Here is a 24,712-nt window from a genome sequence, read left to right as displayed (position 1 = left end):
ATGTCACCGATTCGTGCCGTGCTGATCCTATCGGTGTCGGCAGCGGTCGTTTCCGCTTGTGCATCGAAGAAGGTGCCGCCGCCTGAGATTTCCTATGACGCTGCTGACTTCAAACCGGCCGCGATCGAGAAGGCGCCGGAGAGGCCGATTAGAATTGTCGAGGTGCCAAAACCACTGCCGCTGCCTGGCCAATTGCAGCCCGAGTCCGGCAAGGCCGAGGACAAGCGCCCCCCTGAAGAACGCGTCGCTGATGCCAACAAAGCCGCGACCCAGCAACCCACCAAGTACGGGTATGTTAATGCCGTGCAAGTCTACCCCTTCACCGATGGCGCGCTTTATCAGCTCTATGCCGCGCCGGAGCGCGTGACCGACATCGCTCTGCAGCCGGGCGAGAAACTAACCGCCGTGTCGGCTGGCGACACCGTGCGCTGGGTCATAGGCGATACCGCAAGCGGCACCGGTGACAATCAGCGCACCCATGTTCTGGTGAAACCCTTCGCGCCGGGTCTTGCCACCAATGTCGTCATTACGACGGACCGGCGGACCTATCATTTGCAGCTTCAAAGCACCGAGAAGACAGCAATGGCGGCAATCTCCTGGACCTACAGCCAAGACCAGATCATCGCGCTTCGCCAGCGCAATGCTCAAGCCGAGGCAGTTACACCGGTCGCGTCGAATATCGCGCTCGAAAACCTTCGCTTTCGCTACTCGATCAGTGGCGACACACCGCCCTGGAGACCGACGCGAGCCTTCGACGACGGCAGCAAGGTCTATATTGAGTTCCCTCGTCGCATAGATCAGGGCGAGGCGCCACCACTCTTCATCGTCGGCGCAGATGGGAGCAGCGAGCTCGTCAACTATCGCGTGCGCGGCAACTATTACATCGTCGATCGGCTCTTCGCCGCGGCCGAACTTCGCCTCGGCACCAAGCAGCAGCAGGTGATCCGCATCAGCAGGATTGACGACAGGCAACCGCTACGGCGGATCTCGCTCTTTTCGCGTTCCAGCCGGTGAGGTGAGGGCTCATGATCGAAAATTCCCGCTCTGGCATCCCGCCGAAACTGGATCCCGAGGAACTGCAGCTTCGGGCCTCTCCCCGCCGCGTGGTGCGGTTCAGGCGCGGTGTGATCATCGCGATCGCAGCGCTCGGATCCGGCGCTGTGTTCGGCGTTGCCATGATGGCGCTCCAGGGGCCGGCCCTTCGCATCAGGGATCAGGCGGAAGATCCCTACAGCACTGAGCGCAAACCAACCGTCGAGGGACTCGATACGCTTCCCCATGACTATTCCGGCATGAAGCCGAAGCCTCCCGTCCTTGGGCCACCTTTGCCGGGCGACCTCGGTCGCCCCATCCTCGAGCGGCAGCGCCAGCTCGGCATCGTGCCGGGTCAAGACATCTCGGCCGAGGAGCAGCGTCTAGCGCAGCAGGCGATCGAAGCGCGTGAATCGCAGGTGCTTTTCCGCGTCGAAAATCGAGCTCAACAGACAGATGTCGGTGAGAGCGTGCAAACTGCTCAGCATCCATTTGAGGCACTTCCCCAATCCGAAGCAGCACGCGCGTCTGCCTCGGTGGCGCCGGCGGAAGGCGACCAGAACAATCAGCAGCGAAAGCTTGATTTCCTCAGCCAGCGGAGCACTGGCGGGATCTACAATCCGCATGCGCTGCAGACGCCGATCTCGCCGTATCAACTGATGGCTGGCAGCGTGATTGCCGCCAGCCTGATCACCGGCATCAATTCCGATTTGCCGGGCCTTGTCGTCGCGCAAGTCACCGAGAATGTGCACGACACGGTCACGGGCAACATATTGCTGATTCCGCAGGGCTCACGTCTTATCGGCGTCTACGACAGCGTCGTCGCGTTCGGGCAAAAGCGAGCGCTGCTGGTCTGGCAGCGCATTCTGCTGCCCGACGGCTCGTCGGTCGAAATCGACAATCTGCCCGCGAGCGACACCGCCGGCTACGCAGGGCTGGAAGACAAAGTCGATTTCCACACCTGGCAGCTGATCAAGGGGGTGGCGCTTGCCACATTGCTCGGTGTCGGCACGGAATTCAGCCTCGGCGAAAACGAGAGCGATCTGGTCAAGGCGATCCGGGAATCAGCCCAGCAGAACGCCAGTCGAGCCGGCCAGCGCATCACCGAAAAAAACCTCAATATCCAGCCCACCATCATCGTCCGCCCAGGTTGGCCACTGCGCGTCATCGTGCACAAGGACATCGTGCTGCGGCCATACGCGAGTTGAGCAGGAGTTACCATGGCTGACCTGAAACTTGGAAAGCTTCCAGACCGAACAGCTTCGAAGATCACCATTACCGTCAGCGCGGAGCTGGGCCAAACACTCAAGGAGTATGCTGCACTTTACCGTCAGACCTATCGTCAGTCTGAAACCGTGGCAGAACTCATCCCTTTCATGCTGGCGGCGTTTCTGGAAGGCGACCGAGCCTTTGCCAAGGCCCGAAAAGAAGGTCTGCCGACGGAGCTTGCCGAAAAATCGTGACTCCTCCGCTAGAGGCAGCTGGAACATTGCCTAGCTGTCGCGGCCTACCTGCTCCTCGCGAAGCATAGGATCAAACACCTTGGAATGCAGGTATGCGTAAGAGAGGATGTGGAAGGAAATACCGCGCAACAGCCTAAGTTTGCATTTTCGATTGGATGCGGTAGTCGCCTATGAGCGGTCAAAATGAAACGCAGCTGGTTCGCGATCGACCAAACGGCGAGCGCACTGTGCTTTGCTCAGACCGCCACCGAGTGCCTCGCCGTTCCCCCTTTGAAATATGTATCGAACTTGGCCGCGATGGTTCGAACGAAGGGGCGACTTTCAGCCCGTACGACGAAACTGTCGCCATCGAATTCAAGCGCTCGGGCAGGATCGTGGAGGGCGATGGACCTCGAGCGATGAAGGAGCTTCTCGCCGGCTTTGCCGAACCGCTCCACCAGATCGACTGCCGAGAAGGCAAAATCACACATCAGCCGCTCGATTATCCAGCCACGGACGCGATCGTCGTCGGAAAGGGCAACGCCCCGGACGGCAGCCAACCCGCCATCCGCAACCATGCGCCCGTACCCGGCAGTCGAAGCCATGTTCTGCACGTAGCCTTGGCGAAAACGACCGATGGACGAAGGGCCAAGTCCGATCAGTGTCGGGCAGCGATCCTCGGTGTAGCCCTGAAAATTGCGATGCAAAACCCCTGCGCGGGCCGCTATGGCCAGCGCATCGTCGGGCTTCGCGAAATGATCGAGTCCTATTGCCTCATATCCCTTGGCGACAATTGCCCGCGCCGCGAGCTGAGATTGGGCGAAACGCTCGGTGGGACTCGGCAGCCATGCCTCGTCGATCATCGTCTGATGCTTCTTGAACCAGGGCACATGTGCGTAGCCGAACAGAGCCATCCGGTCTGGTTCCAAGGTCAGTGCCTGCGCCACCGTGGAACAGATCGTCTCGCGTGTCTGATTCGGGAGCCCGTAGAGCAGGTCCAGATTGACCGATTCAACGCCCCGCGAACGAACCCCGTCGACGACTGCCTTGGTCTGCAAAAAACTTTGCTCACGATTAATTGCTTTTTGCACTTGCGGATCGAAATCCTGCACGCCGAGGCTCGCCCGCGTTACGCCGATTTGAGCAAGCGCATCAAGGCGCGCCTTGTCCATGTCGTTGGTTCCGATTTCGATGCTGACCGTAGCATCCGGGAGAAGGTCGAAGCTGTCCCGCAAGGCCGCTCCAAGAGCAACCATGTCATCGGGCCTCAGCATCGTTGGCGAACCGCCACCGAAGTGGATTGCACGGACATGTGCCTTGCCGCTCACCAGACCGGCAATCGTGACGATTTCGGCATTCAGCGAGCGCAGATAAGCGGCCACCGGCTCATATTGGTGCGTCTGCTTGGTGTGACAGGCGCAGAACCAGCAGAGCTTGTCGCAGTAAGGAATGTGCAAATACAGCGAGATTTCGTCGCCACTTTCCAGCGCCTCCAACCAGCCACGGTAAATGGCAGCATCGACCCCGGAATGGAAATGCGGCGCGGTCGGATAGCTTGTGTAGCGTGGGACGTTCTCGCTGAGTTTGACAGCTATTTCCGATTGCATCTCGCGTTCACCGTGTTGCCCGCCGAACACTGCACGCATCGCTGAAGCAGACCCTGATCTCGATCAGCCGCGCGCATGGACAAACCGCCGCAGGACTTCTCTACCCTGGATGGGTATCCTGCCGGCAGTTAGGATCGGGTAAAGCGAACGCATGACCTTTCGGCAAGACATTCATACTTCCGGCATTCCTGTTCTTTGCCTCCCTTGCGAGGCACGGCGTCGCGGTGTCTGCGGTGCGCTCGATCCAGACAATTTGGTTGGGCTCGCCAAGACTTGCTCGCGTCGCCGGATCGAGTCAGGAATGGAGTTGACCGGCGAGGCACAGAACGTCGACAGCTACTCGAACGTGCTTTCAGGCGTGGTAAAGCTATCAAAGAGCCTGTCGGATGGGCGCCAGCAGATCGTCGGTCTCCAGTTTGCACCGAATTTTCTGGGACGTCCTTTCAAGGTGGAAAGCTCGATCAATGCGGAAGCGGCAACAGCAGTCACGCTGTGCTCGTTTCCGCGAGCGGCCGTCGAACGGATGATGAAGGCGTCACGGGAATTCGAGCATCGCCTGCTCAAACAGACGCTGAATGAACTCGATGAGGCGCGCGAGTGGATGGTGACGCTGGGGCGCAAGACAGCTCCGGAAAAGGTGGCGAGTTTTCTCCTCATGATGGCCCGGAATATCGATTCCAGTCTCGACGCGGCTTCCAGGTCAGCGTCCTTCGATCTGCCGCTGACGCGTGCCGAAATCTCTGATTTCCTTGGAATTACCAACGAAACCGTGAGCCGCCAACTGACGCGATTGCGGGCTGACGGGGTGATTCGGATTGAGAACGCACGCCATGTGACGGTGGACAGCATAAGCCGTCTGGAGAAGCGCTGTGGCGGCGGACGCGAGCGGCCCTAAGCGGCGAGGCCCATGTCGCATGGCTCCGGGGCGGGCCGTGCTTGCCTTCTAATGCGATGTCGCCGCGCCTTCGAAGAAGCGGCGTCACGGTCGAGACAGACAGCTTTCGGGCTTTGATAGGGACGACGACCAATCGCCAGGTGTGTTTCGGCACATACCGGCGAAGCACGGTCCTTAAGCTGCCACGGCTCGGCCGAACGATCGCGTTCGTTTCCAATGGGATCCGAACAACGTTTGGCAGGGCATCGGCAATAGCATCCAACGCGTCGCAGAGCCTCAGCTTTCGCCTCAATCGATCGCGTCTGCGCCCGCCCAACCCAGGGAACGCCTTCCATGAGGGGGTGAGCCCGCGCTGCGTTCCTCGTTCATTCGCCACCTGCTGATTGCGCCGCCGACACAAAATCGTGCGGCCTGACATAGATCAGGGCGAGGGGGCGGCGGCTGCGCAATTAGTGCGCTGCGGATTTGGCATCCACCAGATTCGAGATCGGGATCTGCAATGAAATTCGGCACAGAGATCGTCCTTCTAAGCGTGTTCGCTTTTGCGGCCCTGGTGGCCGCCGGCTTCGGCGTGGATGAACCTTTCCGCCGACATATGTGGGTGTTGTTCTTCGCAGTGGCTGGTTCCACTGCGATCCTGTTGCGCAACACGGAGTTCAAGCCAGCAGCTCCGATTGACCCATCCGCTTACATGGATGGTCCGATCCGCTACGGCGCGATCGCCACCGTGTTCTGGGGTGTCGTCGGGATGCTGGTCGGCGTGGTGATCGCGCTTCAGCTCGCCTATCCCGATCTCAACATCCAGCCCTGGTTCAATTTCGGCCGTTTGCGGCCGCTGCATACATCCGGTGTCGTCTTCGCCTTCGGTGGCAACGCGCTGCTTTGCACGTCTCTGTATGTCGTGCAGCGCACCTGCCGCGCCCGCCTCTTCGGCGGTGATCTCGCCTGGTTCGTCTTCTGGGGCTACCAGCTGTTCATCGTCATGGCCGCGACCGGCTATCTGCTCGGCATCACCGAGGGCCGCGAGTACGCCGAACCCGAATGGTATGTGGATGTCTGGCTGACCATCGTCTGGGTCGCCTACCTCATTCTGTTCCTTGGCACGATCCTGAAGCGCAAGGAACCGCATATCTACGTCGCCAACTGGTTCTACCTGTCGTTCATCGTGACCATCGCGATGCTGCATGTGGTCAACAACCTGTCGATGCCAGTCTCGTTCCTGGGCTCCAAGAGCTACTCCGCCTTTTCCGGGGTCCAGGACGCGCTGACCCAATGGTGGTACGGCCACAACGCGGTCGGCTTCTTTCTCACCGCCGGCTTCCTTGGCATGATGTATTATTTCGTGCCCAAGCAGGCGAACCGGCCAGTCTATTCGTACCGGCTGTCGATCGTCCATTTCTGGGCGATCATCTTTCTCTACATCTGGGCTGGCCCGCATCACCTGCACTACACCGCCTTGCCAGATTGGGCGCAGACGCTCGGCATGGCGTTCTCGATCATGCTGTGGATGCCGTCCTGGGGCGGCATGATCAACGGCCTGATGACGCTGTCCGGCGCCTGGGACAAGCTGCGCACCGATCCGATCATCCGCATGATGGTGATGGCCGTCGCCTTCTATGGCATGTCGACCTTCGAAGGCCCGATCATGGCGATCAGGGCGGTCAATTCGCTGTCGCATTATACCGACTGGACCATCGGCCACGTCCATTCGGGCGCGCTCGGCTGGGTTGGCATGATCTCGTTCGGCGCAATCTACTACATGGTGCCGAAGCTCTGGAACCGTCACCGGCTCTACTCGCTGCGGCTCGTCACTTGGCACTTCTGGCTGGCGACACTCGGGATCGTCGTCTACGCCTCGGTCATGTGGGTGTCAGGCATCATGCAGGGCCTGATGTGGCGTGAATACGACCAGCAGGGCTTCCTGGTCTATTCCTTCGCCGAAACCGTCGCTGCCATGCACCCATACTACGTCATGCGCGCCATCGGTGGGGCCATGTACCTCTCCGGCGCCCTTATCATGGCCTGGAACATCACCATGACCATCCTCGGCCACCAGCGCGAGGAGGAGCCGATGCCGAGCCCCGTCGCCATCCGACCTGCGCGATCAGGAGCCAGGTAATGGGCTTGATGGACAAACACGCAATCATCGAGAAGAACGCCACGCTTCTTCTCGTTGGCTCGCTGCTCGTGGTGACGGTCGGCGGTATCGTCGAGATAGCGCCTCTCTTCTATCTCGACAATACGATCGAGAAGGTGGAAGGCATGCGCCCCTATTCGCCGCTCGAACTTGTCGGGCGCAACATCTATATGCGCGAGGGCTGCTTTCTCTGCCATAGCCAGATGATCAGGCCGTTCCGCGACGAAGTTGAGCGCTATGGCCACTACAGCCTGGCTGCCGAGTCCATGTACGATCACCCCTTCCAGTGGGGATCGAAGCGCACCGGGCCGGATCTCGCCAGAGTTGGCGACCGCTACTCGAATGCATGGCATGTCGCGCATCTTACCGACCCGCGCTCGGTGGTGCCGGAATCGATCATGCCGAGCTATGGGTTCCTGAAAGACACGCCGATCGACGTGAAGGATTTCTCGACGCATCTGGTCGCCAACAGGCGTGTAGCCGTCCCTTACACCGATGACATGATCGCGCACGCCAATGCGGATCTGGCGGCGCAGGCCGATCCCAATGCCGACACATCAGGCCTTGAGGCGCGTTACCCCAAAGTCAAGATCGGCGACTTCGACGGCAACCCGCAACAGGTCACCGAAATGGATGCCCTGCTCGCCTACCTGCAGATGCTTGGCACACTGGTCGACTTCAAAAATTACGACGAAGCCGCCGGCTACCGCTGAGGAGAACGCTGATGACCTACAATTTGATGCGGGCGTTTGCCGACAGCTGGGGCCTGGTTGCGATGGCGCTGTTCTTCGTCGGGTGCATCGCCTTTGCCCTACGCCCCGGCAGCCGAAGGCTGGCCGACGAAGCTGCCCGCATTCCGCTCGAGGACGAGTGATCATGAGCGACGAGCACATCGATGAGGTCTCCGGCGTCTCAACCACCGGCCATGAATGGGACGGCATCAGGGAGCTCAACAATCCTCTGCCGCGATGGTGGGTGATTACCTTCTACGTCACCATAGCGTGGGCGCTCGTCTATACGACCGCATACCCGGCATGGCCGATGCTGACCTCGGCAACCAAGGGCATGCTCGGCTATTCAAGCCGTAAGGACGTCAAGAACGACCTTGCCGCGGCCGAGGCCGCCAAGGGCAAGTATGTTGCAGCCATCCAGGCAAAGAGCGTCTCGGAGATCTTGACCGACGATGCCTTGCGCGAATTCGCGGTCGCTGCCGGGGCTGCCGCGTTCAAGGTCAACTGTACGCAATGCCACGGCTCCGGCGCTCAGGGGTCGAAGGGCTTTCCCAACCTGAATGACGATGACTGGCTCTGGGGCGGCAGCCCCGACCAGATCAAGCAGACGATCACGCACGGCCTCCGCTTTGCTTCCGATCCGGACACGCGACTGTCAGAAATGCCGGCCTTCGGCGACATCATCACCGCCGACCAGATCGCACAAGTCAGCGCCTACGTGGCCAGCCTTTCCGGCAAGGTCCGCGATGCAAGTCTGATCCAACCCGGCGCCAAGGTCTTTGCCGAGAACTGCGTCGCTTGTCACGGCGACAATGCAAAAGGCAACAGGGAATTCGGCGCCCCCGACCTGACTGACGCGATCTGGCTTTACGGGTCCGGCGAGACGGCCATCGCCGCCCAGGTTCGTGCGCCAAAGCAGGGCGTCATGCCGGCCTGGGTTGGCCGTCTCGGCGAGATCAAGGTCAAGGAACTTGCAGTTTATGTCCATTCGCTTGGCGGCGGAGAATAGGAATGGAAGCCCTATTCTTCGGTCACCCCTGCCAAGCGGACGAGGCCCGGCGCGAGCCGGGCCTCGACACCATTCCTAATGCGATCTGCACAACCCGGCAAGGCTGTCCTACCGCGAGGCTTTTCGACAGGTGCCCCTGACATTGGCTGGGAAAGTGGAGTTGCACGTGCGTGACAAGACGCAGTTGACACGGCTCGAAACAGAAACTGTCAATGCCGCCAAAACCCGCAAGCCCCTTTATGCCGCGCGTCAAAAGATCTTTCCGAAGCGCGCCTCGGGCAACTTTCGCCGCTTCAAATGGCTGGTGATGACGATCACACTTGGCATCTATTACCTGACTGCGTGGCTGCATTGGGATCGTGGCCCATTTGCCCCGGACCAGGCCGTGCTGCTCGATCTCACCAATCGGCGCTTCTACTTTTTCTTCATCGAGATCTGGCCGCAGGAATTCTTCTATGTGGCCGGCCTCCTGGTCATGGCCGGTGTTGGACTTTTCCTGATTACCTCTGCTGTCGGCCGTGCCTGGTGCGGCTATGCATGTCCGCAGACCGTGTGGGTCGATCTGTTCCTTGTCGTCGAGCGTGCGATTGAGGGGGACCGCAACGCCCGCATGAAACTCGATGCCGGCCCCTGGACCGCCCGCAAGCTGATGCTGCGGGTCTCGAAACACGCCATCTGGCTTGTCATAGGGGCGGCGACCGGTGGCGCCTGGATTTTCTATTTCGCTGATGCACCAACACTTGTGGGCGAGCTTTTCACCGGTACCGCCGCACCTGTCGCCTACATCACCATCGCCGTGCTGACGGCGACGACCTACACCTTCGGCGGCCTGATGCGCGAACAGGTCTGCACCTATATGTGCCCATGGCCGCGCATCCAGGCAGCCATGCTCGATGAGAATTCGCTCACCGTCACCTACAATGACTGGCGCGGCGAGCCGCGATCGCGCCACGCCAAGAAGGTGCAAGCCTCGGGGCAGTCCGTCGGCGACTGCGTCGACTGCAATGCCTGCGTCGCGGTCTGCCCAATGGGAATCGACATTCGCGACGGCCAGCAGCTCGAATGCATTACCTGCGCGCTGTGTATCGACGCCTGCGACGGCGTCATGGACAAGCTCGGCAAGGAGCGCGGGCTGATCTCCTACGCGACGCTCTCCGACTACAACGCCAACATGATGCTGGCGACCGCAGGCGGCTCCAGTTCAATCAATCCGTCGCTGGTCAGGACTGCTGTCGGCACCTTCTCCGATCAGGTGGCGCATTTTCACATTCGCAAGATCTTCCGGCCGCGCACCTACGTCTACATGGGCTTGTGGTCGCTGATCGGGCTGGGCCTGCTCTATTCGCTGCTGACGCGCGATCGGCTCGAACTGAACGTGCTGCATGACCGCAATCCGCAATTCGTCACACTATCCGATGGCTCCATCCGCAATGGCTATAGCGTCAAGCTGCTCAACATGATCCCTGAGCCAAGGACAATCGTCGTCACCATGCAGGGTCTGGAGGGTGCCGACATGGTCGTCGTCGGCGACGACATCCCGGCCGGCCGGTCTTTCGCCATCCCGGTCGAACCCGACCGCCTGAAAACGTTGAAGGTCTTCGTTCGCCAACCGGCGGACCAGATCCACGCCCCGGCACAGACCTTCAAGTTCCGTGTCGAGGATAAGGCGAGCTTCGAGTCGAACGAGTACGCCGCCACATTCAACGCGCCAGAGGCCGCCAAATGACCGCCAATGCCCAAAAGCCTCGCGAATTCACCGGCAGGCACATGCTGGCCATCATTCTCACCTTCTTCGGGGTGGTCATCGCGGTCAACCTGACCATGGCCACGCTCGCCAATACGAGTTGGACCGGCCTCGTCGTCGAGAACACCTATGTGGCCAGCCAGCAATTCAACAAGGAGGCCGAGGCCGGCCGCGCTCAAGCAGCGCTCGGTTGGACCGGCAAGCTGACCATCGCATGGGGCGAAGTCCGCTACAGCCTCTCCGACGCTGCAGGCAAGCCGGTTCCTCTGCACGGCGTCAAGGTGCTGTTTCGTCATCCCGCCTACGAGAAAGAGGACAAGTCCGTCACGCTCGCCCTCGCCTCCGGCCAGGAGTTCGCCGCCCAGCATATGCCGAAGGACGGCGTCTGGATCGTCGAAGTCGACACCGATGCCGGCCTGACACGACCCTATCGCGACGTCCGCAGGATTATGATTTCTCATGGAGCGCTGCAATGAGCTGTTGTGCACCGGGCGCTGAAATGGCGCTGGATCTGAACGGCGCCACGTCGGTCCTGCCATCCAGCCAGGAGATCAGGTTGGCGAGCCGATCGCTTGGCGATGATCTTCGGCAGACCGATCTTTCAGTGCCGACGGTTCATTGCGCCGCCTGTATCCAGACGATCGAGGCGGCACTTGGAAAGCTCGATCACGTCGAAAGCGCGCGCGTCAACCTGTCGACGAAGCGGGTCGCGGTCCGGTGGCGAGGAGACGAGGTGCCACCCTTCGTCGCCGCGCTTGGCAGGCTGGGCTACAAGGCGCATCTGTTCACACCCGAGGTCGATGACAAGGACAAGACGCTTGCCGAACTGATCCGCGCTGTCGCTGTTGCCGGCTTTGCGGCGGGGAACATCATGCTGCTTTCGGTCTCTGTCTGGTCCGGCGCCGAAGGTGCTACCCGCGACCTGTTTCACTGGGTCTCGGCGCTGATCGCCATTCCTGCCCTCGCCTTCGCCGGCGGAATCTTCTTCCGTTCGGCCTGGAATGCTTTGCGCCATGGTCGCATGAATATGGACGTGCCCATCGCGGTCGGTGTTTCGCTCGCCTATGCCATGAGCCTCTATGAGACGATCAATCATGGCGACCACGCCTATTTCGACGCGTCGGTATCGCTGCTGTTCTTCCTTTTGATCGGGCGCACGCTGGATCATGTGATGCGGGAGCGTGCCCGGACTGCCGTGAAGGGCCTGTCTCAGATGGCCGCGCGTGGCGCCATGGTGATGCGCGGCGACGGCGCGCGCGACTATCTGCCGGTCGGCGAGATCGAACCAGGCATGCGGTTGTTGATCGCGGCCGGTGAGAGGATCCCCGTCGACGGCAAGATCATCCAGGGAACGTCGGATCTCGACTGCTCGCTGGCCTCAGGCGAAAGCACGCCGAAAAACGTGGCGCCGGGCGAAGCAGTACAGGCCGGCGTGCTCAATCTTACCGGCCCGCTGACGATCCAGGCGACAGCCGCCGCAAAGGATTCGTTCCTGGCGGAGATGGTTCGGCTGATGGAATCCGCCGAGGGCGGTCGCGCGCACTATCGCCGCATCGCTGATCGCGTGTCGGCACTCTACGCGCCCCTGGTTCATCTCACCGCCTTCGTGACATTCCTGGGCTGGATGGCGGCGACCGGCGACTGGCACCGGGCGATGACGATCGCCATCGCTGTTCTCATCATCACATGCCCCTGCGCGCTCGGCCTCGCCGTGCCGATCGTCCAAGTGGTCGCGGCGCGGCGGCTTTTCGAGAGCGGTATCATGGTCAAGGACGGTTCGGCCATGGAGCGCCTCGCGGCGATCGATACTGCCGTGTTCGACAAGACCGGCACGCTCACGCTCGGCCAGCCCCGGCTGGTCAATGCGGACTCGATTGATCCGGGCATGCTGGCAATCGCCGCCGACATGGCCGCGCATTCGCGTCACCCGTTTTCAAAGGCCATGACCGGCTTTGCCGCTCCTGGCGGGCAACACAAATTCGATGCCGTCACAGAGCATCCGGGGTTCGGGATCGAAGCCACTGTCGCCGGAAGCACTTGGCGGCTGGGTCGACGCGGATGGGCTGGATGGAAGGCCCGGACCGGAGGTGAAGGCAAACATGGCTATGGTGGAACGGCCCTGACAAAAGACGGGTTCATTGTCGCGACCTTCGATTTCGAGAATGCGCTGCGCGCCGACGCGGCGGCGGCGATCAAGCGATTGAACGATGCCGGGGTGTCGATGCAAATGCTGTCGGGCGATACCGCCGCAGCCTGCGCCGAAGTGGCAAAGCTGCTGGATATCGACGACTTCGTTCCGTGCCTGCTGCCATCGGGCAAGCTCGAACGCATCGAAACCCTCGCGAAAGTTGGGCACAAGGTTCTGATGGTTGGCGACGGCCTCAACGATACGCCGGCCCTGAGCGCGGCGCATGTCTCGATCGCACCGGCCACCGCCGTCGACATTGGCCGCAACGCGGCAGACTTCGTCTTCCTGCGCGAAAGCCTCCTGGCGGTGCCGCTCGCCCTGGGCGTCTCGCGCAAGGCAGGAAACCTGATCCGGCAGAACATCGCAATCGCAATCGTCTACAATGCGGTGGCAGTACCAATCGCCATCCTCGGGCACGTCACGCCTTTGATAGCGGCGATTGCCATGTCTGCCTCATCGCTGCTTGTTATTGGAAACGCATTGCGCTTGCACGGCTTCATGGCGAATGCGACGGTGCAAGTTATTCAAAAAGTCAGACGCTCCGCAGTCGGCTATTCGGCACAATCCTCGTGACGACCTTGCTCTATCTCATACCAGTGGCCCTTTTTCTGGGTGCACTGGGCCTGTCCGGCTTCGTCTGGGCATTGCGAAGCGGTCAATACGAAGATCTCGACGGAGCCGCCGAGCGGATACTAATTGATCGGGACGACAAACCGGGACGCTGATTTCAATCCGCTGTGCATAAGATGCGCGGATCCCGCTCGTCAGTCGAGCCGGCTCGGTCGGGAACAAGCTGTCCATGCTCCATGACCAGCTTGACCTAAGCTGGGCACTACATTGATTTGTGAAAATCCACTGTCGTGCGAAGGACTGCCTTCCCATGCACCCAGTATGAGGCGGCTGATGCCGCGAGAGTACCTCGCGCGGCCGGACGAGCTTCGCACTGTGCGCACGGGTAACAAGTTGAGCGTCGCGATCGATCACCCGAGCGTGAACTACCAGTGCCGGTTGATCGTGCCCTGGCTGATCCAGATCAGGGTCATATTCGCATCAGTGGTGCTTTATAGGCCAGTCTTCGAAGGAGAATGCATGACTTATGTATCGCGGCCAGACGCGTCCACCTCTGATGGGGTTGCATGCTTCATTGCCGATCCATGCCAATTTCCGGCCCTGCGCCTTGCAGCAATGCGGTCACCGAAACTCAGCGCAGATCACGGTGTTCCGCACGTGGTATCCACTCGTCACGACGATAATAATAGGCAGAATCCCATGAGCGCCGTTCACATCATCGACTGCCACAACGCGAATGACTACTTCGCCGACAGGGCGGACGGACCGATCACACAGAAGATGCTAAAGACTGTCAACATCCGCGCGGAGCTCCACATTGCTTTGGACCGAAAGCATTTTCGTGAGGCTGTAGTCCAAGCGAACAAGGCGAAGTGCGACGTGCTTCACATCGCTGGGCACGGCAATGGAGACGGGATCGCTTCGTCCAGTGGGCGAGGTAGCCTTCTTTGGGCTGACTTCGTAGAAATGTTCCAAGGCTCGGATCCAGCGCCGAAGATCCTCGTGATGTCAATGTGCTGCGGAGCATCATACGCGTTGGCGGCGGGCACGGAGCTCAGCGGATGTCAGTCGGCTCAGTTCCACCGTTACACGAGGATAGCCGACGGGATGGCGGCACGCTGATGGGCTCTGACGACAATTTTGACATCGTTGTCGTTGGAGCCGGGCCGGTCGGCCTTTCGTTCGCTGCGTCGCTTGCCCAAAGCGAACTCAAGGTGGCAGTTGTTGAACAGAACACATTCGATAGTCTGGCGAATCCGGCTTTCGATGGTCGCGAAATCGCGCTGACCAACGCTTCGATCAGAACCCTTCGCGAGCTCGGCGCCTGGGATGTCATCCCGGCTTCGGACAAATCAGCAATTCAAGGCGCGCGCGTGCTCAACGGCTCGAGCGCATTCGCTCTTCGTTTCGATCCTCCCAGCAACTCTGGAGAACCGCTGGGGGTTTTGGTTCCAAATTGCCGGATCCGCGAGGCGCTGTTCAAAATCGTCCGCTTGCAGGATCGCGCCCGGCTGTTGTGCGGCCACTCGGTCGTCGATGCAACAAACAGCCAAGAAGGAGCAGTCGTAACGCTCTCTAATGGCGCGCGTTTAACTGCTCGGCTTGTTGTTGCCGCGGATTCGCGTTTGTCCGCCACGCGTGATCTGCTGGGCATCGGCGCCGATATCAACCGGCTTGGCCACTCGATGCTGATTTGCCGAGTGAGGCACGAGCGCGCCCACCACCAGATCGCCATCGAATGGTTCGATCACCATCAGACGATAGCGATATTGCCCCTCGCGGAAGGCGTGTCGTCGCTGCTGCTCACATTGCGCTCAAACGAGGCCTATAGACTGCTTGCCTTCGATGACGATTTGTTCCTGTCGGAGTTGACGAAACTGTGTCGAGGGCGCCTTGGAAAAATGACCTTGGCAAGCAAGCGCCATACCTATCCGCTGGTCACGACCTGGGCGCACAAATTCCGGGCCCCGAGCGCCGCACTCATCGGCGACGCTGCCATCGGCATGCACCCGGTGACCGCTCACGGATTCAACATCGGTCTCAGCAGCCAGAAGCAACTCGCCCGTGGAATCATGACTGCGTGCCGCGACGGCCGCAATGTTGGCGACCCCGACATGCTGCACATATACGAAAGGCGGCTGCGCCTGTCGGCGGCGCCGCTCTACCATGCAACGAACATACTGGTTGGACTCTACTCCAGAGACCACCTGGCGGCACGGCTTGCAAGGCATCTGGGGCTTCGCTTTGCCCAACATGTTCCCCTTGTCCGGCATGGGATTTCGGCGGAGCTCCAGCGGTGATACTGCACCAGCAGTTGCATTTTGCGCGATGTGCTGGGCGAGCGATGGGAGAGAGTGCATCATGCGCCGGAGTAATCCTGCTCCCGACGCTGATCTCCGATTGAAGAATTAACCCGTCCTTCAGGGGGGCTGCATAGGCTGCGGACAAGCAGGAGTAAGCAAGCTGACCCGTCCAGCCCTGGAAAAAGAAGATCCGCTGGAGGCGAGAATCCTTCAGGACCAGCTCGCTGATCTGAGGGCAGGCCTTTTCGTCTCAATGCCGATAAGCATTGTGCTGTCCGGGCTGATTTTGACCGTGCAGGCCCTTTCCGGGAACGGTCTTGCTGGCGCGGCCTAGTTTTCGGTCGTTAATGCGATAAATGCCGCCCGCCTTGCACTCGCCCCTCATCAGCTGAAGGAACCCGGAGTCCAGGATGATCTGACACGGGTTTGGCTGCGGCTTCGCTGGTTTGGCAGGCTTGCTCTTCTGGCGGGATTCACCTGGTCATTCCTTGCCGTCCTAACGGCTGGGTACACGACGTCTCAAGCATCGCTGCATCTAATAATTCTGGCGGGCATTTCAGCTGGCGCGGTCACGTACGGCAGCTCATATGCTGCGGCAGCGATATACTTCATCACACCGCCACTCCTCATTGCCGCCGCATGCTTGCTGACGAAGGGAACCCTGGAAAACTACATTCTGGCTTTTGCCGTCCTGCTTTTCGAGGGCGGCCTGGCTCGAGCCTCGTTCGTTGGACAAGCGCGCTTCCGTGACGCGAGCCGCCTGAGACATCAAGCCGAGCGGCTTGCCGCGGAAATGGAGCGCAATTCCAGGGAGGACCATCTTACCGCGCTCCTCAACAGGCGCGGCCTCGAACATGCAATCGATCAGTTTGAGAACACTGATGGGCCCTTTGTGGCCATGCTGATTGATCTGGATGGGTTCAAATCTGTCAACGATACCTACGGTCACAGAACGGGTGACGAGCTGCTTGCCAGGATCGCCCGCCGAATAGAGGAAGAAGCACCGGAGGGCTCAACGCTCGCCCGCATCGGTGGCGATGAATTCGTGCTGGTTTTTTCCTCGCTTAGAAATTCGCCTTCTCCCAGCAATCTCGCATCCAATCTCATATCCAAGCTTGCTCGCCCCTATCCTGGCGTCGCCTCCGTCCGGATCGGGGCATCCATAGGAATATACTCGGCTAAAAACCCGGGGCTGACGGAAATGTTGTTGCGGGCGGACATCGCCCTTTACACAGCTAAGCGCCGTGGCAGGAACGAATTTTGCCTGTTCGATGCCGAGCTCGACCGGGAACTGCAACGCCGCCAGTCCATCGAACGCGATCTTCATTCGGCGATAAAGACGAGAAGCTTGGGCCCTTGGTTCCAGCCAATCGTAAGACTCGACACCGAAGCTGTGATCGGTTTTGAAGGGTTGCTAAGGTGGTCCCATCCGATTCACGGTTCCATCTCTCCGCCCGAAATCATGACAGCGGCACGCGAAACCGGAATGCTCCAGCTGCTAACTCAAGCTGTATTTTCCGAATGTTGCGCTTTTATCGACGCCTTGGTGAAAGCTGACTGTCGTGATGTTCGTGTGACGATGAACGTTTCACCGCGCGAATTGGAGGCCGGCGATATCGACGAAATGGTTCTGAATGGTCTGGCGGCAAAGGACCTCCCTGCAACGATGTTCGAAATTGAGATAACAGAAGAATCGCCCGTGGACCCGGACAGGGTCGATGAAAAGCTCGGACGGCTTTCACATGCCGGCATTTCCATCGCGCTCGATGTCTTCGGCACCGGCTTTTCCACGTTGGCATCGCTCAAGGACAGTCGGATAAGGAAGGTGAAAATAGACCAGGGCTTCATTCGCGGTTTAGCCAAATCGCGGGAGGATCGGCTGCTTGTCAAAACCGTGATCGATCTTGGTCGGACGCTCGGGATCGAGGTCATGGCCGAGGGCGTCGAGACAGAGGCGGATCGGCAAACTCTGCACAAACTTGGCTGCAAAACCGCTCAGGGCTTCCTGTTCTCCAAGGCGGTGCCACTCAGCCAAGCGCTTGGTTTGGCAGTTAAAGAGCGCCAGGAGTTGTGACCGGCATCCGCCATTCGCTCACGCGCGCCACCTCGCCGGGTTCAGCGGTATCCTGCAAGTGGATGGCTACTCGGCCTATACCAACCTGGTCAAGGCACGGGACAAAGCCGGCAGCAATGAAACAATCCGGCTCGCCGGGTGCTGGGCTCACCTGCGGCGCAAATTCTACGACCTGCACATCAGCGGGATCTCGCAGGGCCGCGACGGGTTCGATCACCGCCATGACCGAATTGTGGAAGGTCGAGACAAGGTTCGTGGCAAGGATGCTGGAAGCCGCGCCGCGCTGCGTCAGGAAAAGTCCGTGGCCATTGTCGCGAGCCCCTTCGATCTATGGGAAGCGGAACTGGGCAAGGTCTCGGGGAAATCCAAAACCGCCTTGCGGGGCTGACCTTCCATCTGGTCCGTGGTTAGCTGATAGGCGGTTTATTTGTCGTGCAACGTGCTCTTTCAGCCTAAGCTGCTCCACGCGTGGGGTACCAAATGTCAGACTTTCACCACTAGGAAATCGCGAACGGGCGCGGCGCTTACTGGCCGCATTGCCGCAAAATAGCGTCGGAAGGTGGGATCGGCGTGACGTTGTTACTCAGAGTGAGTGGTCCCGAGAGTTGAGGGCAGAATCGAAATTCGCGTGTTCCTATAGCGCATCTCCGATCGGGGGCCATCGCCACGAGCAGCAGATGAGGCAATGCGAAGCTTGGTCGATCGACAGAGTGATGCGGCACGACATCCATTTCCTACCAGCCCATTCCCCCCGATACAGCCGCGCGTCTACTCGAACCTAGAGCTGTCGAGCATGAGCAAACACCGTCCTTGTTGTGTTCTGAGAACTCCAGCTTTACCTCGCCGAATGGCAGCTCGCAAATGATGCAATCAAAAGTGTGCATACCGCGGCAGCGACCACATTGTTTCAGTCTTTTCAACAGCGTAAGAATCTGACGGTATTTTTGACGGTACTCACTGGTTGTGTGACTTAAATTAAGTAATTGAAACAATCAGGTACGGCCTTAATTGATGATTGAGTGGGAATGAGGCGACTCGGCGGCCATATCGTAGGTTGAAAGATTCGGTAGGCCCTCTGCTCTTCGCTATAGTTGATCAAGGTCAGGGTGCTCTCTTCGTTTCAATTTGGATGCGGTCGCTCGGGAAGCAAATAGAGTTCGAGTTTGCGGGGTACTCTGGCGCACTATGGAGTGCAATTGGGAGGCTCTCAGAGCCCTTCAGATGTCGCCGAACGAGGGCGCGGTTAGATCCAGCCGATAGGCGATGACCTGCTTGTCACCCGACGCCCTTTCCCAGGTGAAGATATCAGATGGAGCAGGTCCTATCTGGGGCAGCGGACAAAGCCGCTTCTCTCATACTGGTGGCACGCGACCTTCATAACGGCGGCCGTATGGATGCTCACGAGCGCCACGACGGCTGGGCGCCTTGAGGGATCTATTCAAAAGCAGACGGCCGAACCCGCGGCCGCGCATCTCCGGATGGGCCGCAAGCGTGCGGTCGCCTCCCCAGCCATTGCGGAAGGCCAAGCCCTTGCGCACGCTCGTTTCCATCGATTCATGGAGAGTCGCAGCGACGGGAGCCTGCGTAGCCCAACAGATATTCACAAATTTGCTCACGCGACCTGCGGAGTTGTTCTACAATCTCTGGGCAGGCCCTATGACAAGGACGGCGAAGTCGCCTCCAAGGGCAAGGTCGATGACATGCTGATGGTGAGACTGAAGGAGCACGACTTCTTCAAGCGGCCGATCCCGCGGAGCGCCTGTCGTCTCGACTTCGGCTCCTCCTGTCACGAGCGTAACCGAATATGCGGCTTAAGGAGTCGAGCCAACCTGGCCTTGATGGAGGATCGGCGGAAGGACAGGCTTACGGCTCGAAGACCACAACTGTCAGGAGGGGAACCGCCAGGCGAAAGACACGGCTAGCCTACCGTCTCCGGGCCCAATGATATCTATGTCCTTGAAAAGGCATTGGAATCAATGACACCAGGGTGAGCGAACCAACAAAGGGAGGAAACCAATGTACCACGTTGGAAAAGTTTTGAGCCCACTCCTTCTTGGCGCAATGGCCATGGCCGGCGTCGCGGCGAGCGGGCCTGCGGCAGCGCAGAAAATGTATGACGGCGTCACGGTCAGGATCATGACCCGACCCGGACCGGTTATTGCCCAGCGTCTTGTCGAGCGCGGCAAGGAATTCACCGAGATGACCGGGGCGAAGATCGAGGTCGCCGAGGTCCCGTTCGCGGAGCTGTTCCAGAAACTTCTCACCGACTGGGCGACCGGCACCAACTCCATCGATGTCGGCGTCTTTGCTTCGAGCTGGGCGCCCGAATATGTCGACGCCGGTCTACTCCAGGACCTGACCGACTATGTAGCGAAGGACACCAAGATCGAAATCAACGACATTGCTCCGTTCTTCCGCGAATATAACCAGAAGGTCGGCGGCAAGACCTACCTGATCACCGTCGATGGCGACTTCCAGATGGTCTATTACCGCAAGGACATTCTGGACCAGATGGGCTTGAAGCCGCCGCGCACGTGGGACGAGTATCATGCGGTTGCTGCTGCGACCGACGGCAAGGACCTGAACGGCGACGGCACGCCGGATTTCGGCTCTTGCATGTTCAAGAAGCGGAACGCGCAGTCATACTTCGCCATCATGTCGATCGCTGCCGCCTACGTTCAGACTCAGGGCACCTCTGAGGGCATGTTCTTCGATCCCGCGACCATGAAGCCCTTGGTCAATAACGAAGCCTGGGCTGAGGCCTTCAAGATCTACAAGAAGAACGGCGAATACGGACCACCCGATGAGCTCAACCACGACATCGGTGACACCCGGGCACTCGTCACGACTGGTCGCTGTGCATTGGCCATCGACTGGGGCGACATCGGCCCCCTGTCTCTCGACCCAGGCGGCGAGGCCATCAAGAACAAGATGGGCGCCACCGTCATGATGGGCACCAAGAAAGTGCTCGACAAGGCCACCGGCAAGCTCGTCGACTGCGATGCCACCCGCTGCCCGCATGCGATCGACGGCATCAACTACTCGCCGTTCGCGGCGTTCGGTGGCTGGACTGGCGGGATCAACGCCAAGGCTGACGACAAGGTGAAACAGGCCGGCTATGACTTCCTGTCCTACATGAACCAGGCGGCCCAATCGAATGTCGACGTGACAATCGGCTGGACTGGTTACAACCCGTACCGCAACTCGCAGCTAGACAATCTCGAGCCGTGGATCAAGGCCGGGTTCACGGAGGAGTCAGCCAAGAACTATCTTGGCGCCATCAAGGACAGCCTGAACAACCCGAACATGGCCTCGGACCTCAAGATCCCGGGGACCGCCGAGTATCAGGGTGTCGTGCTTGACCGCGAGCTCGCTCGCTTCCTCGCCGGCGAGATCACGGCTGAAGAGGCGGTGGCGAACGTCGAGACCGGCTGGGAAGAGATCACAGAGCGTTTCGGCCGGGACGAGCAGAAGAACCTGTACAAGGCTTCGCTCGGCATCACAAACTGAGGGTTGAGGGTCAGTGACCTCCGGTACCGGAGCAACGACAACCAGTCGGCTGGGGCGTGTCGCCCCGGCCGGCCCCAATGCTTCCGTCACGACGAGGGCGAGGCTGAACGAGTGGCTCGACCGCCAGTCGCGCCAGCTTTTCATCGCTCCCGCCGTGATCATTATTCTCATCTTCTCAGTGTTCCCGACGATAGCGTCGCTGGTGCTCGCCTTCTCCAACATCCGCCTCAGGGCCGGTTCCTATCAGGTCCAGTTCGTCGGCCTGAGGAACTTCCGGAAGCAGTTCTTCGGCACCGAGCAGTTCCATTTCCTCGGGACCTTCACCAGCATCAGCCTGCTCGGCTGGATCGTCACGATCGCGAGCGCGGCCAGCCTCATCTGGTGGCTCTACCGCTATGCCAAGCGAGACTTCACGATCCTCGGCTTTATTGGCCGGCTGATCACCGCCAGCATGGGATTCGGACTGGCGCTTCTCTTTTCCGCGACGCTGTTCAGCGGCAATCCGTTCGGCACGCTCGGCGTGACCATCTTCTACGTGATCGTCGGGTGCACCATCCAGTTTCTGATCGGCCTTGGCCTCGCCGTTCTTTGCGCACAGCCGATCAAGGGCCGGACCTTTTTCCGCGTCGTCTTCTTCATCCCCTTGATGATCACGCCGATCGGCATCGGCTACAGCTTCCGCATGCTGGCGGACACGACCAAGGGTCCGTTCTCGCCGATTTGGCAGTGGATCGGCCTCGGTGACTTCGGCTGGGCTAACCATGCCTGGACTGCCCGCTTGTTCATCGTGATCGGCGATTCCTGGCAGTGGATCCCGTTCATCTTCGTCATCCTGCTTGCGGCGCTTGAGAATGTTTCCCGTGATCAGGTGGAGGCCGGCCAGGTCGACGGTGCCAGCGGTTGGCAGGTGTTCAAGGAAATAACCTGGCCGCAAATTGCGCCGGTTGCCGCCACGGTGATGCTGATCAGGATCATCGAGGCCTTCAAGCTTGTCGACCTTCCCAACATCATGACGTCCGGAGGCCCCGGCATCGCGACCGAGTCAATGACGCTTCATTCATTCTTTGCATGGCGGGCGCTGAACCTCGGGGATTCTGCGGCGATCGCCTACCTGCTTCTGTTCGTGACGGTGGTGTTGTGCGTCTCCTTCTTCAATCTCCTCGTCCTCAAGCGATTGAGGCCGGCATGATCACGCAAAACATCCGGATGTCACCCCGGAGATCCCTGCTCAGGCGGTGGTTCGAGCCGAAATCAATCAAGAAGATGGCGCCGGCCACGGCCGTCATTGTGTACGGCCTTCTGATCCTTTGGGCGGTGTTTGTCCTGTTTCCGCTCTATTGGCTCCTGATCACGTCGTTCAAGTTGCCAGCCGACGTCAACGCCGGCCCGGTCTACCTGCCCTGGATCGACTTCACGCCGAGCCTGCATGCATGGCGCGAGTTGTTCGTCTTCGATTACGAGGACACGCTGAGGGCCTACATCAACTCGATCATCATCGCGCTTCTCGCCACAGTCCTTTGCGTCACCATCGGCTCGATGGCCGCCTATGCCTTGGGGCGTATTCAGTACAAGCCCAAATTCGCGACGATCGTTCTCTTCGTTCTCTGCTTGGTCGCGATGGCGGTGGTGGTCGGCCGTTGGGGGGTCGATTGGCGCCTGTCGCTTGCCGTCGCGCTTGCGGTCTTCTTCGTTCTCGCCCGCGCCGTTGGTCGCCATTTCAAGGCCACGCTGGGGAATGGAGATATCCTCTTCTGGATGATCTCGCAGCGCATCCTGCCGCCGATCGTCGCCGTCATTCCGATCTACATGATGTTTCAGAGCGTTCGGCTGCTCGACACCCACATCGCGCAGATCCTGGCCTACGCGGTAGTCAACCTGCCGATCGTCGTTTGGCTGATGCACGACTTCTTCGTCACCATTCCGACCGACCTCGACGAGAGCGCGCAGCTCGACGGCGCCACCCGCTTTACCACCTTCGTCGAGATCATTCTGCCCTTGGCGAAGCCCGGTCTCGCGGCGACGACGCTGCTGGTGCTGATCCTGTGCTGGAACGAGTATCTGCTGTCGCTGTTCCTTTCGACGTCCAATGCGCAGACCATGCCTATCCTGGTCGCCGCCATGAATGCGGGCGAGCGCGGCATCCTGTGGTGGAGCATGGCGGTGGTCATCATCGTCATGATCTTTCCGGTCGTACTGATGGCGCTCGTCCTTCAGCGCTTCATTTCCAGGGGGATACTGTTGGGGGCGGTGAAGGGATGAACGTGGAAGAGAGGGGCATCGACACCGGTCATCGGGCGCAGCGGCTGTCGCTGCGCGGTCTGAACAAATCGTTCGGTGCGGTGCACGTCGTCAAGGATCTCAGTATCGACGTTGCGCCGGGAGAGTTTCTGGTGCTGCTCGGGCCCTCCGGTTGCGGCAAGACCACCGGGCTTCGGATCATAGCCGGCCTGGAAACCGCCGATTCGGGCCAGGTGGTGCTCGGCGATACCGACGTCACCGACATGCTGCCGAAGTACCGCGACGTGGCGATGGTGTTCCAGTCCTATGCCCTCTATCCGCACAAGACCGTCGCCGAGAACATTGATTTCCCGCTGAAGGTCCGTGGTGTGTCGAAGCAGGAGCGGGAGCTCGCCGTCCGCGACGCTGCTGCGCAGGTCCATATGGAGGATCTCCTCGACCGCTACCCGCGCCAGCTGTCCGGCGGCCAGCGTCAGCGCGTGGCCCTGGCAAGGGCCATCGTGCGACGGCCCTCGGCCTTCCTGATGGACGAGCCGCTTTCCAACCTCGATGCGAAGCTCCGCGGCTTCATGCGCGCCGAGCTCAAGCGCATGCAGCACCAGCTCGGGGTGACCACCGTCTACGTCACCCACGATCAGGTCGAGGCCATGACCCTTGCGCATCGCGTTGCGATCATGGACCGCGGTGTGCTGCAGCAGATCGGCACCCCTCGCGAGGTCTATGATCGCCCGGCGAACCTGTTTGTCGCCGGTTTCATGGGCTCGCCGCCGATGAACTTCCTGCGCGGGCGGATCGAGAACAATCGCTTCGAGAGCCAAGGCGTGAGCCTGCCGGTGGCACCAGATAAGGAAACCATGGCCAAGGATGTGGTTATGGGCTTCCGCGCGGAAGACGCCGACATCGTCAAGCACGGCGCTGGTCTGTTCGATGCTACGGTCTACGCCGCCGAGCCTACCGGCGACGTGACGTTGGTCACGCTCGTGGTGGGCAAGGAGAGCCTGTCGGTCAAGATGCCGAAGGATTACGACATCGACTTCGACAAGGCTGTCGCCGTGCACTTTCCGCTCGATCGAGGCTTTCTGTTCGACGCCCATTCAGGTGTGCGCCTGGCGGCCCGGCTCGTGTCCGTATCCTGACCGATTCTTGCAGGCTCCAAGCCTGCACCTGGTGAACTAGTCTAAGTGCCAGGCGTTGACGGCTACCCTTGGCGTCAAAACCTACACCCTCGATTC

22 protein-coding genes are annotated in these 24,712 nt (G+C 60.1%); 21 read left to right on the top strand and 1 reads right to left on the bottom strand.

All coding sequences use genetic code 11. The annotated features are described in order from the left end of the window. From trbG to CIT31_RS22010, 3 genes are read left to right on the top strand one after another with little or no spacing between them, the layout of a single operon-like run. The gene (gene trbG / locus CIT31_RS22020) at positions 1-1,014 is read left to right on the top strand and encodes a P-type conjugative transfer protein TrbG (protein WP_164746653.1); all 1,014 of its coding nucleotides are present in this window, start codon (positions 1-3) and stop codon (positions 1,012-1,014) included. Between the two features lie 11 nt (positions 1,015-1,025). Beyond that, a complete protein-coding gene (locus CIT31_RS22015) occupies positions 1,026-2,240 on the top strand; it encodes a TraB/TrbI/VirB10 family type IV secretion system protein (RefSeq protein WP_091595787.1) in 1,215 nt (404 codons plus the stop codon). A 12-nt stretch (positions 2,241-2,252) separates the two neighbouring features. Continuing rightward, positions 2,253-2,495 (top strand): DUF2274 domain-containing protein, encoded by a 243-nt coding sequence (locus CIT31_RS22010; protein ID WP_029354949.1) that lies wholly within the window; start codon positions 2,253-2,255, stop codon positions 2,493-2,495. 236 nt (positions 2,496-2,731) lie between these two features. On the opposite strand, the gene hemN is transcribed toward CIT31_RS22010, so the two are convergent. After that, positions 2,732-4,081, bottom strand: a complete 1,350-nt coding sequence (gene hemN, locus CIT31_RS22005) for an oxygen-independent coproporphyrinogen III oxidase (RefSeq protein ID WP_091595897.1) — start codon at positions 4,079-4,081, stop codon at positions 2,732-2,734. A gap of 151 nt (positions 4,082-4,232) precedes the next feature. Here hemN and CIT31_RS22000 point away from each other — a divergent pair, with 151 nt between their 5' ends. From CIT31_RS22000 to CIT31_RS21915, 18 genes are all read left to right on the top strand, one after another. Beyond that, the gene (locus CIT31_RS22000) at positions 4,233-4,976 is read left to right on the top strand and encodes a Crp/Fnr family transcriptional regulator (protein WP_091595785.1); all 744 of its coding nucleotides are present in this window, start codon (positions 4,233-4,235) and stop codon (positions 4,974-4,976) included. Between the two features lie 499 nt (positions 4,977-5,475). After that, entirely contained in the window at positions 5,476-7,095 is a 1,620-nt protein-coding gene (ccoN, locus tag CIT31_RS21995) for a cytochrome-c oxidase, cbb3-type subunit I (RefSeq protein WP_095520369.1), read from the top strand. Further along, positions 7,095-7,826 carry a cytochrome-c oxidase, cbb3-type subunit II gene (gene ccoO, locus CIT31_RS21990; protein ID WP_091595781.1) on the top strand — a complete coding sequence of 244 codons (732 nt, stop codon included), beginning with the start codon at positions 7,095-7,097 and terminating at the stop codon, positions 7,824-7,826. Before ccoN ends, ccoO begins: the two co-directional genes overlap by 1 nt. Positions 7,827-7,837: 11 nt before the next feature. After that, a complete protein-coding gene (locus tag CIT31_RS21985; RefSeq protein ID WP_024502864.1) occupies positions 7,838-7,987 on the top strand; it encodes a cbb3-type cytochrome c oxidase subunit 3 in 150 nt (49 codons plus the stop codon). Positions 7,988-7,989: 2 nt separating this feature from the next. Further along, the gene (ccoP, locus tag CIT31_RS21980) at positions 7,990-8,853 is read left to right on the top strand and encodes a cytochrome-c oxidase, cbb3-type subunit III (RefSeq protein WP_029354960.1); all 864 of its coding nucleotides are present in this window, start codon (positions 7,990-7,992) and stop codon (positions 8,851-8,853) included. A gap of 166 nt (positions 8,854-9,019) precedes the next feature. Then, positions 9,020-10,579, top strand: coding sequence for a cytochrome c oxidase accessory protein CcoG (gene ccoG / locus CIT31_RS21975; RefSeq protein ID WP_029354962.1), 1,560 nt, complete (start codon positions 9,020-9,022; stop codon positions 10,577-10,579). After that, positions 10,576-11,073, top strand: coding sequence for a FixH family protein (locus CIT31_RS21970; protein WP_091595779.1), 498 nt, complete (start codon positions 10,576-10,578; stop codon positions 11,071-11,073). The genes ccoG and CIT31_RS21970 overlap by 4 nt, the downstream gene beginning before the upstream one ends. Beyond that, positions 11,070-13,358: a cation-translocating P-type ATPase gene (locus CIT31_RS21965; RefSeq protein WP_095520368.1), complete on the top strand. Its 2,289-nt coding sequence runs from the start codon at positions 11,070-11,072 to the stop codon at positions 13,356-13,358. The genes CIT31_RS21970 and CIT31_RS21965 overlap by 4 nt, the downstream gene beginning before the upstream one ends. Beyond that, positions 13,355-13,510, top strand: a complete 156-nt coding sequence (gene ccoS / locus CIT31_RS21960) for a cbb3-type cytochrome oxidase assembly protein CcoS (protein ID WP_084831491.1) — start codon at positions 13,355-13,357, stop codon at positions 13,508-13,510. The genes CIT31_RS21965 and ccoS overlap by 4 nt, the downstream gene beginning before the upstream one ends. Positions 13,511-13,874: 364 nt before the next feature. Next, positions 13,875-14,477 carry a hypothetical protein gene (locus CIT31_RS34365; protein ID WP_189502093.1) on the top strand — a complete coding sequence of 201 codons (603 nt, stop codon included), beginning with the start codon at positions 13,875-13,877 and terminating at the stop codon, positions 14,475-14,477. Then, complete coding sequence (gene ubiM, locus CIT31_RS21950; protein WP_244529104.1) at positions 14,477-15,655, top strand: 5-demethoxyubiquinol-8 5-hydroxylase UbiM; 1,179 nt, start codon at positions 14,477-14,479, stop codon at positions 15,653-15,655. Before CIT31_RS34365 ends, ubiM begins: the two co-directional genes overlap by 1 nt. 646 nt (positions 15,656-16,301) lie before the next feature. Continuing rightward, on the top strand, positions 16,302-17,732 hold the full coding sequence (locus tag CIT31_RS21945; protein WP_236370626.1) for a putative bifunctional diguanylate cyclase/phosphodiesterase: 1,431 nt from the start codon (positions 16,302-16,304) through the stop codon (positions 17,730-17,732). Further along, complete coding sequence (locus CIT31_RS34360; protein ID WP_329609615.1) at positions 17,638-18,120, top strand: IS66 family transposase; 483 nt, start codon at positions 17,638-17,640, stop codon at positions 18,118-18,120. Before CIT31_RS21945 ends, CIT31_RS34360 begins: the two co-directional genes overlap by 95 nt. A 1,006-nt stretch (positions 18,121-19,126) precedes the next feature. Further along, positions 19,127-19,654, top strand: coding sequence for an anhydro-N-acetylmuramic acid kinase (locus CIT31_RS36120; protein WP_095520365.1), 528 nt, complete (start codon positions 19,127-19,129; stop codon positions 19,652-19,654). Between the two features lie 115 nt (positions 19,655-19,769). Next, on the top strand, positions 19,770-21,242 hold the full coding sequence (locus CIT31_RS21930) for an ABC transporter substrate-binding protein (protein WP_245316428.1): 1,473 nt from the start codon (positions 19,770-19,772) through the stop codon (positions 21,240-21,242). Positions 21,243-21,255: 13 nt separating this feature from the next. Continuing rightward, a complete protein-coding gene (locus CIT31_RS21925) occupies positions 21,256-22,431 on the top strand; it encodes a carbohydrate ABC transporter permease (protein ID WP_095520363.1) in 1,176 nt (391 codons plus the stop codon). Further along, entirely contained in the window at positions 22,428-23,501 is a 1,074-nt protein-coding gene (locus CIT31_RS21920) for a carbohydrate ABC transporter permease (protein WP_095520362.1), read from the top strand. The genes CIT31_RS21925 and CIT31_RS21920 overlap by 4 nt, the downstream gene beginning before the upstream one ends. Then, positions 23,498-24,616 (top strand): ABC transporter ATP-binding protein, encoded by a 1,119-nt coding sequence (locus CIT31_RS21915; protein ID WP_095520361.1) that lies wholly within the window; start codon positions 23,498-23,500, stop codon positions 24,614-24,616. Before CIT31_RS21920 ends, CIT31_RS21915 begins: the two co-directional genes overlap by 4 nt. Positions 24,617-24,712 lie beyond the last annotated feature (96 nt).

This window comes from Mesorhizobium wenxiniae (assembly GCF_002284535.1).
GTDB lineage: Bacteria > Pseudomonadota > Alphaproteobacteria > Rhizobiales > Rhizobiaceae > Mesorhizobium > Mesorhizobium wenxiniae.
The sequence above is the reverse complement of the archived record's forward strand: the minus strand, read 5'-3'. Positions and strand labels throughout refer to the sequence as shown.